Source organism: Echinicola vietnamensis DSM 17526 (assembly GCF_000325705.1).
Taxonomy (GTDB): domain Bacteria; phylum Bacteroidota; class Bacteroidia; order Cytophagales; family Cyclobacteriaceae; genus Echinicola; species Echinicola vietnamensis.
Genome location: NC_019904.1, coordinates 112,836 through 128,122, shown reverse-complemented (window position 1 = coordinate 128,122; position 15,287 = coordinate 112,836). Strand labels below are relative to the sequence as shown.

The 15,287-nt window shown below is 46.2% G+C and carries 12 protein-coding genes; 6 read left to right on the top strand and 6 right to left on the bottom strand.

What is annotated here, in order from left to right; translation table 11 throughout:
* Positions 1–12: 12 nt before the first annotated feature.
* Positions 13–495: a type I restriction enzyme HsdR N-terminal domain-containing protein gene (locus tag ECHVI_RS00635; protein ID WP_015263994.1), complete on the top strand. Its 483-nt coding sequence runs from the start codon at positions 13–15 to the stop codon at positions 493–495.
* A 530-nt stretch (positions 496–1,025) separates the two neighbouring features.
* The gene (locus ECHVI_RS00625) at positions 1,026–1,793 is read left to right on the top strand and encodes an ABC transporter substrate-binding protein (RefSeq protein WP_015263991.1); all 768 of its coding nucleotides are present in this window, start codon (positions 1,026–1,028) and stop codon (positions 1,791–1,793) included.
* Between the two features lie 9 nt (positions 1,794–1,802).
* Here ECHVI_RS00625 and ECHVI_RS00620 read toward each other — a convergent pair whose 3' ends face one another.
* The 6 genes from ECHVI_RS00620 to ECHVI_RS00595 form a co-directional block, all read right to left on the bottom strand.
* Positions 1,803–2,651, bottom strand: a complete 849-nt coding sequence (locus ECHVI_RS00620; RefSeq protein ID WP_015263990.1) for a prephenate dehydrogenase — start codon at positions 2,649–2,651, stop codon at positions 1,803–1,805.
* 22 nt (positions 2,652–2,673) lie between these two features.
* A complete protein-coding gene (locus tag ECHVI_RS00615) occupies positions 2,674–3,834 on the bottom strand; it encodes a pyridoxal phosphate-dependent aminotransferase (protein ID WP_015263989.1) in 1,161 nt (386 codons plus the stop codon).
* A gap of 5 nt (positions 3,835–3,839) precedes the next feature.
* Positions 3,840–4,679, bottom strand: a complete 840-nt coding sequence (locus tag ECHVI_RS00610; protein WP_015263988.1) for a prephenate dehydratase — start codon at positions 4,677–4,679, stop codon at positions 3,840–3,842.
* 115 nt (positions 4,680–4,794) lie between these two features.
* On the bottom strand, positions 4,795–6,012 hold the full coding sequence (locus tag ECHVI_RS00605) for a 3-phosphoshikimate 1-carboxyvinyltransferase (protein WP_015263987.1): 1,218 nt from the start codon (positions 6,010–6,012) through the stop codon (positions 4,795–4,797).
* Positions 6,009–7,046 carry a 3-dehydroquinate synthase gene (gene aroB / locus ECHVI_RS00600; protein ID WP_015263986.1) on the bottom strand — a complete coding sequence of 346 codons (1,038 nt, stop codon included), beginning with the start codon at positions 7,044–7,046 and terminating at the stop codon, positions 6,009–6,011. The genes ECHVI_RS00605 and aroB overlap by 4 nt, the downstream gene beginning before the upstream one ends.
* Before the next feature lie 25 nt (positions 7,047–7,071).
* Complete coding sequence (locus tag ECHVI_RS00595) at positions 7,072–8,175, bottom strand: chorismate mutase (protein WP_015263985.1); 1,104 nt, start codon at positions 8,173–8,175, stop codon at positions 7,072–7,074.
* A gap of 546 nt (positions 8,176–8,721) precedes the next feature.
* On the opposite strand from ECHVI_RS00595, the gene ECHVI_RS00590 reads away from it, so the two are divergent.
* From ECHVI_RS00590 to ECHVI_RS00575, 4 genes are all read left to right on the top strand, one after another.
* On the top strand, positions 8,722–9,918 hold the full coding sequence (locus tag ECHVI_RS00590) for a proline dehydrogenase family protein (RefSeq protein WP_015263984.1): 1,197 nt from the start codon (positions 8,722–8,724) through the stop codon (positions 9,916–9,918).
* Positions 9,919–9,935: 17 nt separating this feature from the next.
* A complete protein-coding gene (gene lysS, locus ECHVI_RS00585; RefSeq protein WP_015263983.1) occupies positions 9,936–11,654 on the top strand; it encodes a lysine--tRNA ligase in 1,719 nt (572 codons plus the stop codon).
* Positions 11,655–11,752: 98 nt separating this feature from the next.
* The gene (locus ECHVI_RS00580) at positions 11,753–13,813 is read left to right on the top strand and encodes a M13 family metallopeptidase (protein ID WP_015263982.1); all 2,061 of its coding nucleotides are present in this window, start codon (positions 11,753–11,755) and stop codon (positions 13,811–13,813) included.
* A 200-nt stretch (positions 13,814–14,013) separates the two neighbouring features.
* Positions 14,014–15,231: an arginine deiminase gene (locus ECHVI_RS00575; protein ID WP_015263981.1), complete on the top strand. Its 1,218-nt coding sequence runs from the start codon at positions 14,014–14,016 to the stop codon at positions 15,229–15,231.
* The last annotated feature ends 56 nt before the right edge of the window (positions 15,232–15,287 follow it).

Below are 15,287 nucleotides of genomic sequence, written 5' to 3'. Positions count from 1 at the left end.
GATAGAATAAGCATGGATATTTGTGACATGACAGCTGCAGATTATCCCTTTTTGAAGAATCCCCTGAACTTGCCAACTACTGATTTCCGAATGGCTACAGAAAGTGGTAAATTAACCATTTTTGATGCCTTACGAAAGAAATTTTTGATATTGACACCAGAGGAATGGGTTCGGCAACATATCATTTATTATTTGATCAACTTTAAAAAATATCCCAAGAGCCTTTTTGCCCTGGAAAAAGGGCTGGAATATAACCGGCTGAAGAAACGCTTTGATATATTGGTGCTGGACAGGTCTGGACAACCGTTTTTGTTGGTGGAATGCAAAGCCCCTGAAGTGAAGCTTAACCAAAAAGTGGTCGAACAGGTCTGCGTGTACAACAAAACCATTAAGGCCCGGTTCATGGCCATCAGTAACGGTTTGCAGCACGTGTGCTTGGCGTTTGATGTCACATCAGGAACGTATCGTCAAATACGTGAATTCCCCGAATTTTAAAGAAACAGTAAAATGAATCCATGCTTCGGCTTCTGGATTTGATGGAGGTTAGTGAATTAAAGGAAACGAAATTTTTTGAATATGTAGGGCTTATGATCGATGAACGATCTTGGTGATACTTTGCTCGATATTTTATTTTGTGTGTATTGTTTTATTTGAGGTAAAATTTATTTTTTAGTTTGTATATCTTTAAATCGTTTTAATAAGTTTGGTTGTGTTAATTTGTGATCGCATAGATTTCCGACTTTTAACCTTTGATTTACTGTTTAGGATTTGGTTAAATATTTTATAAAAATAGGTAAATGAAAGTTTATTTGTTTCAAAAACTTTTGTAAATTTGACATATGTATGCCCGGTCAGGGTATAGACCCAAATATAAAATGAGCTATTTAGGGGAGGGAGTTGTTTCCCTGCTTCCCACAGCATTATACGATAGATGCTTAAAGATTTTCTTCATACGGTTTAATATTAAAAAATTCCCCGGAGCATTCGGGGATTTTTTTTAGATTCGATTTTAAGTAAAAAAGCAAATGACTACTAAACCATATATGGATCAGATGGGTCGGGAAGTAAGGGTGCAGGGTGTTCCTAAACGCATTGTTTCCTTGGTGCCCTCACAGACAGAATTATTGGTTGATTTGGGGTTGGAACAGCAGTTGGTGGGGGTGACGAAGTTTTGTGTCCATCCATCTGGTCTTCGTCAGAAAAAGGCCATTATCGGTGGAACAAAGCATTTCCGTTTTGAGGTGATTGACCAATTAGAGCCGGATTTGATCATTGGCAACAAGGAGGAGAATTATAAGGAAGGCATTGAGCGCTTGGTGGCCAAATATCCGGTATGGATGAGCGATATTTTCACCTTGGAGGATGCCCTTGAGATGATGGAAGGGGTGGGACAGCTCACCGGTAGAAATGATATGGCCAAGGAATTGGTGCAGGAGATCGGTAGTCGGTTTCGTTCCGGCCTTGAAAAAAAAGGGACTGCAGTCTACCTGATTTGGCAAGGACCTTACATGGCCGCTGGCAAGAAGACGTTCATTCATGAGATGCTGGCCCAGGCAGGATTTGAAAACCTGATTGGGCAAGATCGTTACCCTGAGGTGACCTTGGAGGAGATTCGGGAGTTAGTTCCCGATGTCATCATGCTGAGCTCTGAGCCATTTCCTTTTCAAGCCAAACACGCAAGAGTCCTACAAAAGGAATTTCCAAGGGCCAAGGTGATGCTGGTGGATGGAGAAATGTTTTCTTGGTATGGCAGCCGGTTGCGTTTGGCGATGGATTATTTTAAGTCTTTGTGAGTGTATTTCTCAGCTCTTAAAGTTTAAGATTTGACCGATCTGATTGGCATTTTTCATGTTTTTTGACAATTCCTCGTATTGGTCATTTACCAGGTGGTCTCTGAAGGATGCCAGGTTTTCGATGTAGCCATTCAATGCTTCAAGGATATTTTCTTTGTTTTCTTTCATGATAGGCGTCCACATCGATGGTGAACTTTTGGCCAGCCTGACGGTGGAGGCAAATCCGCTCCCAGCCATGTTCAGGATGTGTTTGTCATCCTCCATTTTATCGAGTACGGTTTTGCCGAGCATAAACGAGCTGATATGCGACAAATGGGATACGAAAGCGAGCTGGTTGTCGTGCTCGTGCGGCCCCATGATGCGGATTTGCATTTCAAGGGCTTCAAAAGCTCGATAGGCTTTCTTACAAAGGTCCGGACCCGTTTTATCCGTTTCGCACAAGATCATGATCTTTCCTTTCAGAAGGTCTGGAAAAGCAGCCGAAGGACCTGCATACTCTGTGCCGGCGATGGGGTGGGCGGCCAGGAAGTTTTGGCGATGGGCGTGACCGGATACGGAAGAGCAGATATGTTCTTTGGTAGAGCCAAAATCTACAACAAGGGTTTCAGGGGGAATATGATCGAGCAAACGACTGACAATTCCACTGATGGTATCCACCGGTGTGGCCACGATGACCAAGTCGGTGTCTGCAGGAACGGTTTCGCTGACCCGATCGATGATGCCGAGTGACAAGGCTTCTTGCAGGTGGCCCTTGTTTAAGTCAAATCCGGAAACAGATAGTCCCGTCAAGGCTTTTTTGAGCCCAAGTGAAAAAGAGCCGCCCAAAAGACCAAGTCCGATAATGTGAATTTGCTTCATATGGATCGTGTTTTCTGTCCTTTTATTTTGTCCAAGTGCTGTTTACCCGGTCAAAAGCTTCCTGGATCAGGTTTTCCGGCACGCACAAGGAGAACCTGATGTAGCCATGTCCATTACTCCCAAAAATGTCTCCCGGCGTGATAAAGATATGGTTTTCGTACAACAGCTTGTCCACAAGTGCTGAAGGGGTGGTTTGGGTGGCCAGTTTTGCCCAAACAAACATTCCAGCACTGTTTCGCTCACAAATGGCACCAACCCTTTCTGCCAATTTCCAAACGGCTTCCCGTCTTTTGTGGTAGATGGCGTCCATCTGGTCAAACCACCTTTGATCGAGGTTCAAGGCTGCAATGGCACCTTCCTGGATGCCCAGGAACATCCCCGAGTCCATGTTGCTTTTGACCTTTAGGACTTCCTGTAAGTAGCTGGCCTGACCGCAGAGCATGCCCACTCTCCATCCGGGCATGTTAAAGGTCTTGCTGAGCGAATTCAATTCTAAGGCAATGTCCTTTGCGCCGTCAATGGATAGGATACTGATTGGACTCTGCGTGAGGATAAAGCTGTATGGATTGTCGTTGACCAATAGGATCTGATGCTTTTTGGCAAAAGTGACCAGTGCTTCCAAGGCCTCTCGGGAGGCATTGGCACCGGTGGGCATGTGGGGATAGTTGATCCACATCAGCTTAATGCCTGATTGCGCCAGTTCTTCCAGCTGGCCGATGTCCGGAAGCCATTGGTTTTCCTCTTTGAGATCGTAATAAACCGCTTTGGCTCCGACCAATTCGGTGACAGAAGAATAGGTAGGGTAGCCGGGGTTGGGAATCAGTACCTTGTCGCCGGGGTTAAGGTAAGCCAATGATATGTGCATGATGGCTTCTTTGGAGCCCATCATGGGCAATATTTCGTCGGTAGGGGAAAGGGAAACCGCGTAGTGTTTTTGATAAAAACTGGCAATGGCTTCCCGCAAGGCCGGAATGCCTTGGTAGCTTTGGTAGCCATGGGACGTCGGTTGTGCGCTGGAGTGGTTCAGGGCTTCGGTAACACTTGGGTGCGGCGGCAGGTCAGGGCTGCCAATGCCCATGTTGATGATGGGATGCCCCTCCGCTTTCAGGCGGGCGACCTCACGTAACTTTTTGGAAAAGTAGTATTCTTTGACGTTGGCAAGGCGATGTGCTGGAGCGATCATGGCGGCTATTTTGTGTTTTTGTATTCTCCCAAAACTTTGATTTGATGGCCATTGGCTTTCAGCTCTTTCAGGGCCTGTTGGTAATCCTCTAGGTTTTCGAAGAGCAAGTCAATGAAAAAGGCATAATGCCACGGTTGGTCGATGACGGGCAATGACTGGATCTTGGTCAAATCCAGCCGATAGGCACTCATGGTCGTGAGGACCTTGGCCAAGCTGCCTTGTTCGTTTTTAATGGTGACCTTGATCGAAGCCTTGTCAAACCCTATTACCGGTTTGGCGTCAGCTGCATTTTTAACGATACAGAAACGCGTGATGTTGTTTTTGATGGTTTGAATATCAGAGGCTAAAATATCCAGTCCGTAAAATTCAGCGGCTGACTTTCCGGCAATGGCTCCCACTCCTTGGAGGTGCTGTTCACTGATTTCCTTGGCCACTGATGCCGTGTCCAAATCTTCGATCAATTTGATTTGCGGATATTGTTCAAAGAAAGCCTTGCACTGCAGCAAGGCCATGGGGTGTGACCGGACTTCGGTGATGTCGTCAATGGATTGCCCCTTTAGCACCATTAATTGATGCGAAATGGGGAGGTAAAATTCACCTATGACCTGAAGGTTGTTTCTGTCCATCAGGTCATAATTGGGAAGGATGGCCCCGGCTATGGAATTTTCCAGTGCCAAAACACCAATGTCAGCATCATTCGAAGTGATGCTTTTGACAAGGTCCGAAAAGGTCAGGCACTCGATGACATGAATGTCTTGGCCAAATTGGTTCAGGGCCACCTGGTAATGGTAGGAGCCTTTGATTCCTTGGATGGCTACTTTTTGCTGATGTGGTGTCGAGGTCACTTGTTTTACCAATTAATGTTTAAAATAATGAGCTTGCGAGGCCTGAAGACGGTGTTTATTGCCGCAGCAAAGGACAGGATGTGTCTTCTGGCGGAGCCGCCCAATGGAAGTCCTTTTATTGGGCCTCTATTCCTGCTAGCACGCAGTGTTTCCAGAAACTTGGGTAAGACTTGTTGACCACTTCCTTGTCGAGGAGGGTCACCGATGTCTTGGTAACCAATGGCATAAACGCCATGCCCATGCGGTGATCATCATAAGTTTCAATGGTCACGTTAGCCGGGATATCAGTGGAAGGGATCACGGTAAATGCACCGTTTTCGCCTTCTTCCAATTTCGCATTGAATTTTGCCAGTTCCTGTTGTAAGGCGTAGATCCTGTCGGTTTCTTTGATGCGAAGGCTTTCCAATCCAGTGAATTGGCTTTTTTGCCCGATCAGGGCGCAAGTAACCGCCACGGTCTGGGCGAGGTCGGGGCAATGTGTGAAATCATAGCTTCCCAACCCTGTGATGGCTTTTTTGGTCAATAGGATGCCGTCATCCTTAAATTCACTTTGTACCCCCAGTTTGTCCATGATCTCTACGATTTTTGAATCGCCTTGGAGGCTATTTTCCTTCAGGCCTTTCAGGAAGAAACTTCCTTCATCGGCACATGCCAGCAAGCTGAACCAATAACTTGCACCAGACCAGTCACTTTCTACCGCGAAGGAGGTGTTTTTGTAGGATTGGGGAGCGATAGAAATGGTGTTGCCTTCAAAGGAGTAGGCTATTCCGAATTGTTTCATCAGCTCCAAGGTCATGGTGATATAGGTCTTGGAACCAATTTTTCCCGTAAGCTCAAGTGTCAGTCCTTCCGGCAAAAGCGGGGCATTCATCAACAGTGCAGAGATATACTGGCTGCTGACATCACCTCTTATCTGTACCTTGTTGGTCAGTTGCTTTTCAAACCCGAGGGTTTCCATCGGCGGATAGCCTTCCTTTCCTTTGTATTCGATTTTTGCCCCGATTGCCCTTAAGGCATCGACCAGGATTCCTATGGGCCTTTCGCACATCCTTGGTGTTCCGGTAAGTGTTTTGCGGCGATTGGTAAGGGCAGCATAAGCGGTCAGGAACCGCATGGTCGTGCCCGCGTCGAGTACGTCCAATGTTTCCGGATCCTCGGCCAGTAGCCGGATCATGGTCTGGGTATCGCGGGCTTCGGCGAGGTTGGAGATTTGGTTTTGGCCTTCTGTGAGGGCATCCACGATCAGGACCCTGTTGCTTTCACTTTTGGAAGAAGGCAGTGGTATGGTTACTTCGCCAAAATGGTTTTTGACGGGTAGTGTGATGTTGTTCATGAATGTTGGTTGTTGTAAAAATGCAGCGAATCGATGATGTCATCCAAGCTGACGGCAATGTTATAGTCGCATTCACCAATCTTTTTTAGCAAAGAGCAATTGATGGTTTTTCCATCGTTTTTTTTGTCCTGAAAGCAAAGCTGCGCAATTGCGTCCAAGTCTTCTTTAGGGATTTCCACTTTGCCAAAGACCTCCAGTAATGCTGTGGTGATGGATTGCAATTCTTCCTTGGGGAGCCTGATGTGCTTTTGGGAAAGGTAAGCTTCTGCGATCATGCCGATAGCAATGGCCTCTCCATGGAGCAAATGCCGCTCGGTGTCCAAATAAAAAGACTCCACGGCGTGCCCCACCGTGTGGCCGAAGTTAAGGATCTTTCGCAGTCCGTCTTCTTTGGGATCTTTGGTGACGACATCCTTTTTGATGTATACCGACTTTTCGATGATCTCTGTCCAGCGTTGGTCTTCCCAGTTTTGGAGCTTAAGGCTGTTAAAATAATTCTCGTTTCTGATCAGTCCGTGCTTCAAAACCTCGGCATAGCCCGAGCGAAGTTCCGGAAGGGGTAATGAAGATAGGAAAGCTGCAGAAATGATGACTGCTTCAGGCTCGTTAAAAACCCCAATGTGGTTTTTGAAGCCATTAAAATCCACTCCCAGCTTACCGCCAACGCTGGCATCTACTTGGGATAGTAGCGTAGTAGGGATATTGATGAATTTTACGCCACGTTTATAGGTGCTGGCACAAAATCCGCCCATATCGCCTGTGACACCACCACCGAGGTTGATGATCAGCGATTTTCTGTCAAAGCCACAATCGGTCATCCATTGCCATATTTTCTGGCAGGTGTCCAGGTTTTTGTTTACCTCGCCTGCTTCAAAGGCAAAGTGCTCATGCAGGGGCAATGCCTCCCGAATGAGCGGATAGCAGGCTTGAGAGGTGTTGCTATCGGTGATCACACCGAGTTTGGAGAAGTTCTTTGATTTCAAGAACCTCTCCAAATCAGGTGCGATTTGCGTGGAGAAAATGATAGATTCCAATGGATCGATTAGGTTTAAATCTCAGTTAAGCGTTCTTGTTTACCGGGTCTCCGGCTCTCAGTTGTTTTTCTTGTCTTTTTACGGACTCTTCATGGATCGAAAATAACAATTCTTTCATGAATTTCTCGCTCAGTCCTTTTTTTACTCCTTTGTCAGTTCTGGAGTCCATCACTTCTTTCCATCTGTCTGACTGAAAAACCGTCAGCTTATGCTCTCTCTTGTGCGCTCCTATCTGGTCGATTACAGCAAATCTTTCCGCAAGCAAGTCGATCAGCTGGTCGTCCATGTGGTCAATGGCCGATCTGAGATCGTGCAGCTTTTCACTTGGTTTTTCGGAGTCAAGGGGAGTTTTGAAGTCGATTTTGGAAAGGATGTCTTTCAGCTGAGCAGGGGTTACTTGTTGTTTGGCGTCACTCCATGCATTGTCCGGGTCATGATGGGTTTCGATCATTAGGCCGTCCAGTCCGAAGTTGATGGCCCTTTGGGAGATTTCCAAGATCCCATCTCTTTTGCCTACAATATGGCTAGGGTCATTGATGACTTCCATTCCTTTCCATTCTCTTTTCAGATGGATGGGCATGGACCAGTTTGGTTTGTTTCTGAAACGTTTGTCGTAAGCATCACTGAAGCCCCTGTGGATGGCGGCCAGTTTGTTGATACCTACTGCATGGAGGCGTTCCAAGGCACCAATCCAAAGCTGCAGATCAGGGTTCATCGGGTTTTTCACCATAACAGGGATGTCAGTGCCTTTCAGTGCTTCGGCAATTTCCTGTACGGCAAATGGGTTTACGGTAGTCCTGGCACCGATCCACAACACGTCTACCTTGTGCTTTAGGGCTAGTTCTACGTGGGCGGTGTTGCCTACTTCCGTGGTAATGGGGATGTTCAGGTGGTGGCGAACGATTTCCATCCACTTCAAGCCATCTTCTCCGATTCCTTCGAAGCTTCCTGGTCGGGTTCTGGGTTTCCAGATGCCCGCACGGAACATGGAAGGGATGATGTTTTGCTCTTTCATTTCCAGGCAAACCTTTTCTACCTGCTCAGGAGTTTCGGCACTACATGGGCCTGCGATGATGACATGACCTTTGAGACCCAGTCCCCATTCCGATGTTTTTAAGTGATCTTTCATTATTGATTTGGTTTTTAAATAAAAAAAGCCCGACTCTTTCGAATCGGGCTTCTTAATTTATGTTTGAATTTTATTTTTCATTCAGGCAATAAGCAGCTCCGATTCGACCTTTGGGACGAAAGTAAAAAAAGAAAAAGGTAAAATATCTTGCTGCTTGTTTTATCATGGCTCCAAAATTAGCGGGTGGATTTATAAAAACCAATAAAAACTAGATTAATTTTTTGTGAAATGGATATTTTTTGAATGAGACTAGTTAAGGGTATTATAAAAATGAGGTAGAAGGGTGGTGTTTCCATATAATATTTTGACATGTGTCCAATGTGTGCGGTGGTGTAAAGTATTCTTTGGAGGGTGTTTTTTTTGCTTTTGGGTATAAATAAATCCGTTTAAGCGTATTAGATTGGAAAAGGATATCATATAGGCTTGATAGGGTTTGTTTGAGGAAATATGATGGTGGAATTGTGGCAAGTTTCTTGCAAGATTATTTGCACTGGCTAAGGTAGTCAGGACGTGTTTTTTTATATATTTGCACCTTGATTCAAAACGATGAATACAAAACCCAATATTTCTTTTGAAAATACTGAAATTGCCTTTGCCTCCAGGACGGATGCAGAGCTCAGAAAAATGTATCTTTTTTTTGCAGTAATGGATAAGAACTGGGCGGTAAAGATAGGAACAAACTTGTCAGCTGTCGCCTTTAAGTTGAAGTTACCTGTAAAGGGGATCATGAAAAAAACGATATTTGGCCACTTCTGTGGTGGTGAAAGTGTCGAAGATTGTTCAAAATCCATTCAGGAGTTACAGGAGTTTGGCATTGGGACCATTCTGGATTACTCCGTGGAAGGGACAGGAACAGAAAAGAGTTATGATTTTACCCGGGACGAGATCCTAAGGACCATTGAGCGTTCGGCAGGAGCCAGTGAGATCCCGTTTTCGGTATTTAAGGTCACCGGACTGGGGAGTTATAAAATCATGACCAAGGTCCAAGCGGGCCAAAAACTGAGCGCCAAGGAGCAAGAGGCGTTTGAACGGTTAAAAGATAGGGTGGATACGCTGTGCAAGGCGGCATATGAAAATGATGTCCGGATCATGATCGACGGAGAGGAGAGTTGGTTTCAGGATGTCATTGACGATATGGCTTACGAAGCGATGGAGAAGTACAACAAGGAAAAGGCCATCGTGTACAATACCTTCCAAATGTATCGAAAGGATATGTTGGGGCTGCTGAAAAAGGCCCATGAGGAAGCAGAGCTGAAGGGGTATCATGTCGGGGCGAAATTGGTTCGTGGCGCCTATATGGAAAAGGAAAGGGATCGGGCAGAGGATAGAGGATATCCCAGTCCTATCCAAGATACCAAGGAAGATACGGACAATGCCTATAATGATGCGCTCAAATTCAGCATGGAGCACAAAGATCGGATTTATTTGGTCAGTGGCTCCCATAATGAGCTGAGCAATATCATTCTGACCGAGCTGATGAACCTTCATGGGGTAGCGGCAAACGATAAGCGGGTATATTTCTCGCAATTGTACGGGATGAGTGATAATATCTCCTACAATTTAGCCTTTGCAGGTTATAATGTGGCCAAATATGTGCCGTATGGCCCCGTGGAATCGGTGATGCCTTATCTTTACAGAAGGGCTTCAGAAAATACCAGTGTGGCCGGACAGAGTAGTAGGGAGTTTGAATTGATCAAAAATGAGATGGCGCGACGGGCGTCACTCAAGAAAACCATAATTTAACAATACATTACATTGCTATGCAATTACTGAGTGAACAAGAGATAGAAAGACGGAAAGACCGTGAAGAGTTGATGAAATTGGGCATTAACCCGTATCCGGCCATCCAATTTCCCATCAACGCATCTGCTGAAGACATTCATAAGAACTATGAAAACAACAAGAACGACTATAAGGATATTTCCATAGCGGGGAGGTTGATGAGCAGAAGGATCATGGGGTCAGCGTCTTTTGCCGAAATCCAAGATTCCTCAGGGAGATTGCAGGTTTATGTGCGTCGGGACGATATCTGCCCCGGAGAAGATAAGACACTTTATAACAAGGTGTTCAAAAAGCTGTTGGGCATTGGAGATTTTATTGGTGTAAAAGGCTACATTTTCACCACCCAGACCGGTGAGATTTCCTTGCACGTCACGGAATTGACCGTCCTTTCCAAATCCGTGAAGCCCCTACCGGTGGTGAAGCGTGATGAAGAAGGGAACGTCTACGATGGTTTTACCGACCCAGAGCTCCGCTATCGTCAGCGGTATGTGGATCTGACGGTCAATCCGGAAAAGAAAAATGTGTTTTTGACGCGCTCCAGGATCATCACCAATATGCGGAAGTATTTTGATGATCATGGCTGGCTGGAAGTGGAGACTCCTATTCTCCAAGCTGTCCATGGCGGCGCAGCCGCGAGGCCATTTGAGACCCACCACAATTCCTTGGACATGCCGCTTTACTTGCGGATTGCCAATGAACTTTACCTGAAGCGTTTGATCGTTGGTGGTTTTGACGGGGTGTATGAGTTTGGTAAAATGTTCCGAAATGAGGGCATGGACCGTACCCATAATCCTGAATTTACCTCCATGGAAATCTATGTGGCCTACAAGGATTATGTCTGGATGATGGAGATGGTGGAGGACCTGCTGGAAAAGGTGACCTTGTCCGTCCACGAAACTTCCAAGGTAAAAGTAGGGGAGCGGGAAATTGATTTTGCCGGACCATACAGAAGGCTGACGATGTTTGATTCTATCAAAGAGTATGCAGGAGTGGATGTCAGCAAGATGGACGAGACAGCGCTGCGGAAAGTCTGTGCCGATTTTGGCATCGAAGTGGATGATTCCATGGGCAAGGGAAAATTGATTGATGAAATTTTTGGTGAGAAGGTGGAAGAGCATTTGATCCAGCCTACGTATATCACGGATTATCCTATTGAGATGACCCCGCTGGCCAAAAAGCACCGTACGGAAGAAGGTTTGGTGGAGCGTTTTGAGCTGTTTGTAAACGGGAAGGAGATCGCCAATGCCTATACCGAATTGAATGATCCGATCGACCAGCGTGAGCGTTTCGAAGATCAATTGAAACTGGCCGAAAGGGGCGATGATGAGGCCATGGCCATGGACGAAGATTTCCTTCGGGCATTGGAGTATGGTATGCCGCCCACCTCAGGACTGGGAATCGGTATCGATCGACTGACCATGATGCTGACCGATAACAGCACCATCCAAGAAGTGTTGTTCTTCCCACAGATGCGACCAGAGAAGAAGGTGAAAATTGCCACGGATGAGGATTTTATTGCTCTTGGCATTGATGCAGGGCTGATTCCTGCGATCCGAGAATTGAATATCCACACCATTGAGCAGCTGAAAGAGCAGGATGTCAACAAGCTGTTTAACGATGTGTGCGGAAAGCGTAAAAAACTGAAGCTGGAGGTCAAAAATCCGAGCAAAGAGGATGTGGCCAATTGGCTGGCCTAAGCCATGCACAGCATAAAAATAAAAAAACCGAATCTTTCCGATTCGGTTTTTTTATTAACTTCACCTCTTGAAAATATAAACCTTTCAATATATAACAGATGAAAAAAAGTCTACAAGCAGCAATGGGTTTGGGACTGGCAGGTACCATGTTATTTGCCTGTTCTCCCAAGGAAGCCCATGAAGAGGAAAAGGTTCAGGCCATTAACCTGGACAATATGGACAGCACCATTCGTCCCCAGGATGATTTTTTTGGTTTTGTCAATGGCGAATGGATTGCGAATACCGAGATTCCCGCAGATCAAGGCCGTTGGGGCAGTTTTAACGAGCTTCGGGAATTTAATAATGAAGCCGTCCTGACCGTTTTGGAAGAAGCAAAGGACGATGAGCAGTTTTCTGCCACTACCGATCAAGGCAAAGCAGTGTCCTTTTACCAAATCGGTATGGATTCGCTTTTGGCCGAAAAGCGAGGAATGGATCCGGTGAAGCCGATTTTTGAGAAGATTGAGAAAATTACCGATAAAGCATCCTTGCAGGACTATTTGGCCTATCAGCAGACACACGGTGGCGGGGCATTTTTTGGTCTTGGCGTCAATACCGACCTGAAAGATTCCGAGGCCATGGCCCTCTATATTTCACAGGGCGGCTTAGGCCTTCCCGACCGGGATTACTATACCGAGGACAACGAAAAGTTTGCTGAAATCAGGACGAAATACCTGGCCCATTTGGAAAAGACCTTTGGTCTGATAGGCTATGAGCAAGCTCAGGCCGCTGCTGCCGCCAAAGCGGTCATGGCTTTGGAGACGCGATTGGCACATGCCAGTAAGACCAGGATCGAGCTGCGTGACCCTGAAGGCAGGTACAATAAGTATGCGGTAGCCGATATGAAAACGTTGCTGCCATCATTGGATTGGGAAGGTTATTTGGCAGCTATCGGAGCCGATGTTGAGGAAGTGATCGTATCCACGCCCAAGTTCATGAAAGAAGTAGAGGCGGTACTGAACGAGGTGCCGGTAGCCACTTGGCAGGACTACTTGAAATGGCATGTGATTGATGCGGCATCTCCGTATTTGAGTCATGCATTTGTGCAGAACAATTTCGATTTTTATGGCAAGGAGCTTCAGGGGACAGACCAGATGCGCCCAAGGTGGAAACGTGTCCTGGGCACTACCGAGCGGGCAGCAGGAGAGGCTATAGGAAAGCTTTATACGGAAAAATACTTTCCGCAAGAGGCCAAGGACAAGGCCAAAGAAATGGTGGACAATATCTTGGTGGCCATGGGAGATCGCATCAAGGAACTTCCTTGGATGTCTGAAGATACCAAAGTAAAGGCCTTGGAAAAACTAGGGACCTTTAATGTGAAAATCGGCTTCCCGGACAAGTGGAAAGATTACAGTGCTTTGGAGGTCAACGGTGATCCTGAGACGGCTTCTTATTTTGAGAACGTCATGGCGTCTTCCCGTTTTAATTTCAAGCGAAACATTGAGAAACTGGGCAAGCCCATTGACAAAGACGAGTGGTTTATGACTCCTCAAACCGTCAATGCCTATTATAATCCTACCTGGAATGAAATCGTGTTTCCTGCAGGGATTCTCCAGCCACCATTTTATAATTATAAGGCTGATGCAGCGGTCAACTATGGTGGTATCGGTGCGGTGATCGGTCATGAGATTTCGCATGGTTTTGATGACCAAGGAAGCCAGTATGATGCGGCGGGGAACCTTAAAAACTGGTGGAAAGATGAGGACAGAGAAAACTTTGAGCAGCGCACAGGTCAGTTGGTCGCCCAGTTTGATGAGTACGAGCCCATTGAAGGAGTGCATGTGAAGGGAGCGCTTACCTTGGGAGAGAATATTGGTGATTTAGGAGGTTTATTGGTCGCTTATGATGGCCTTCAGCGTCACTTTGAAGAACATGGAAGACCTGAAGATATCGACGGCTTCACACCAGAGCAGCGGTATTTCATTTCTTGGGCCACCATTTGGAGGATGAAGAGCAGGGAAGAGGCACTAAGGACGCAGATCCAAACCGACCCGCACTCTCCGGCCCAATATCGTGGCAATGGTCCTTTGGTAAACATTGATGCTTTCTATGATGCCTTTGCGGTGAAAGAAGGAGATCAAATGTACAAAGCACCAGATGATAGGGTGAGGATCTGGTAAAGCTTGGGGCGTAGAGGCCCGGTTTTGGCAAGTGGGATTTATCCTGCTCAGCTAATTTCATGAAACAACCTAAAAGGACAGCGGAATTAAATGCTGTCCTTTTTGTTTTACCTATAATTAATTGTTTTATTTTTTTCAATGTTGGTAAAGTTATCCTTAAATTGTTGATCTTATTAAAATTTTAGAGGATATAGTAATTTATGGATCTGAGAATACATTCTGAGTTTGGAACGCTAAAAGCCGTATTGATGCATAGACCGGGAAAAGAAATTGACCGGTTGACACCCTATAACAAAGAGTTGCTGCTTTTTGAAGACGTTCCTTACCTGGAAGCCATGCAGCAGGAACATGATTACTTTACCAATATCATCAAACAAACCACGGGTGCTACGGTCTACAGTCTCCACGAACTGCTCATGGAAACCATGTCGGACGATGGTATTCTGTTTAGAATGATGGAAGAGGCGCTATCGTTTAGCCGATTATCCCATTTTACCGAAAGTATTCTTGGACGACTTTCTACCTCGGAATGTGCCACTGCGTTGATCGCAGGGATCAAAGTGCACGAGCTGAAAAAGAAAATCAGTAAACTGCCCATGGTGGATTTGATGGACTTTGCTTTTGTGATTCCTCCGTGTCCCAACCTGTATTTTCAGCGTGACCCGATAGCCTTGACACCTGGTGGAGTGGTTTTTTCAAGTATGAAAATGGAAGGTAGGCAGCGAGAAGCAAACGTGATCAGGTCTATTTTCGAAAACCACCCGCTCTTTAAGGACCAGGTGAACCAAATCTATCCCATCGATGGGCACAAAGATCCTGCTTGTATCGAAGGAGGAGACATCATCGTAATTTCGGATAAGGCCGTGGCCATCGGCAATTCTGAACGTACGGATGAAAAGGCCATTTACCATGTGGCCAAGTCACTTTTGGCGGAAGGAACCGTGGAAAGGGTTTACGAAGTGCACTTGCCACAGCAACGTAATTTTATGCACTTGGATACGGTGTTTACCGTCTTAGATGAAAACCTGGTGCTCACCTATCCCGATGCCATGGAGGCCGTCCTGCAGACATCCCTATATACCTTAAAGAGTAACGATGGAGATCAAGTTCACATCAAAAGGACGGTACTGAAAGAATCCTTGCTGACGGTCTTGGAGAAAGAGATCCCTTACCTGGAGATCATTCATCTTGGCGGTAACGGCAATAAGGATTATGCCCTGAGAGAACAATGGTTTGACGGGGCCAATGTATTTGCTATCGGGCCGAGAAAGGTCATTTCCTACCGGCGAAACAAACACACCAACCGTGCCCTGCGGGATATGGGAGTGGAGGTGCTGGACATTCCTTCCTCGGAGCTTTCCAGAGGATTGGGCGGCCCGAGGTGTATGACCATGCCGCTGAGCCGGTCGAAGATTTAGTAAAGAGGGGTAAGTGTTGCGCATTGAAACCTGACATTGTCATGTGTTGTGACCTT

Excerpts from the sequence above, each read along its gene's own strand:
- ECHVI_RS00605 (WP_015263987.1), bottom strand. The coding sequence starts at position 6,012 with ATGAACAACATCACACTACCCGTCAAAAACCATTTTGGCGAAGTAACC.
- lysS (WP_015263983.1), top strand. The coding sequence starts at position 9,936 with ATGCAATTACTGAGTGAACAAGAGATAGAAAGACGGAAAGACCGTGAA.
- ECHVI_RS00620 (WP_015263990.1), bottom strand. The coding sequence starts at position 2,651 with ATGAAGCAAATTCACATTATCGGACTTGGTCTTTTGGGCGGCTCTTTT.
- ECHVI_RS00575 (WP_015263981.1), top strand. The coding sequence starts at position 14,014 with ATGGATCTGAGAATACATTCTGAGTTTGGAACGCTAAAAGCCGTATTG.
- ECHVI_RS00590 (WP_015263984.1), top strand. The coding sequence starts at position 8,722 with ATGAATACAAAACCCAATATTTCTTTTGAAAATACTGAAATTGCCTTT.
- ECHVI_RS00595 (WP_015263985.1), bottom strand. The coding sequence starts at position 8,175 with ATGAAAGATCACTTAAAAACATCGGAATGGGGACTGGGTCTCAAAGGT.
- ECHVI_RS00580 (WP_015263982.1), top strand. The coding sequence starts at position 11,753 with ATGAAAAAAAGTCTACAAGCAGCAATGGGTTTGGGACTGGCAGGTACC.
- ECHVI_RS00615 (WP_015263989.1), bottom strand. The coding sequence starts at position 3,834 with ATGATCGCTCCAGCACATCGCCTTGCCAACGTCAAAGAATACTACTTT.
- ECHVI_RS00625 (WP_015263991.1), top strand. The coding sequence starts at position 1,026 with ATGACTACTAAACCATATATGGATCAGATGGGTCGGGAAGTAAGGGTG.
- ECHVI_RS00635 (WP_015263994.1), top strand. The coding sequence starts at position 13 with ATGGATATTTGTGACATGACAGCTGCAGATTATCCCTTTTTGAAGAAT.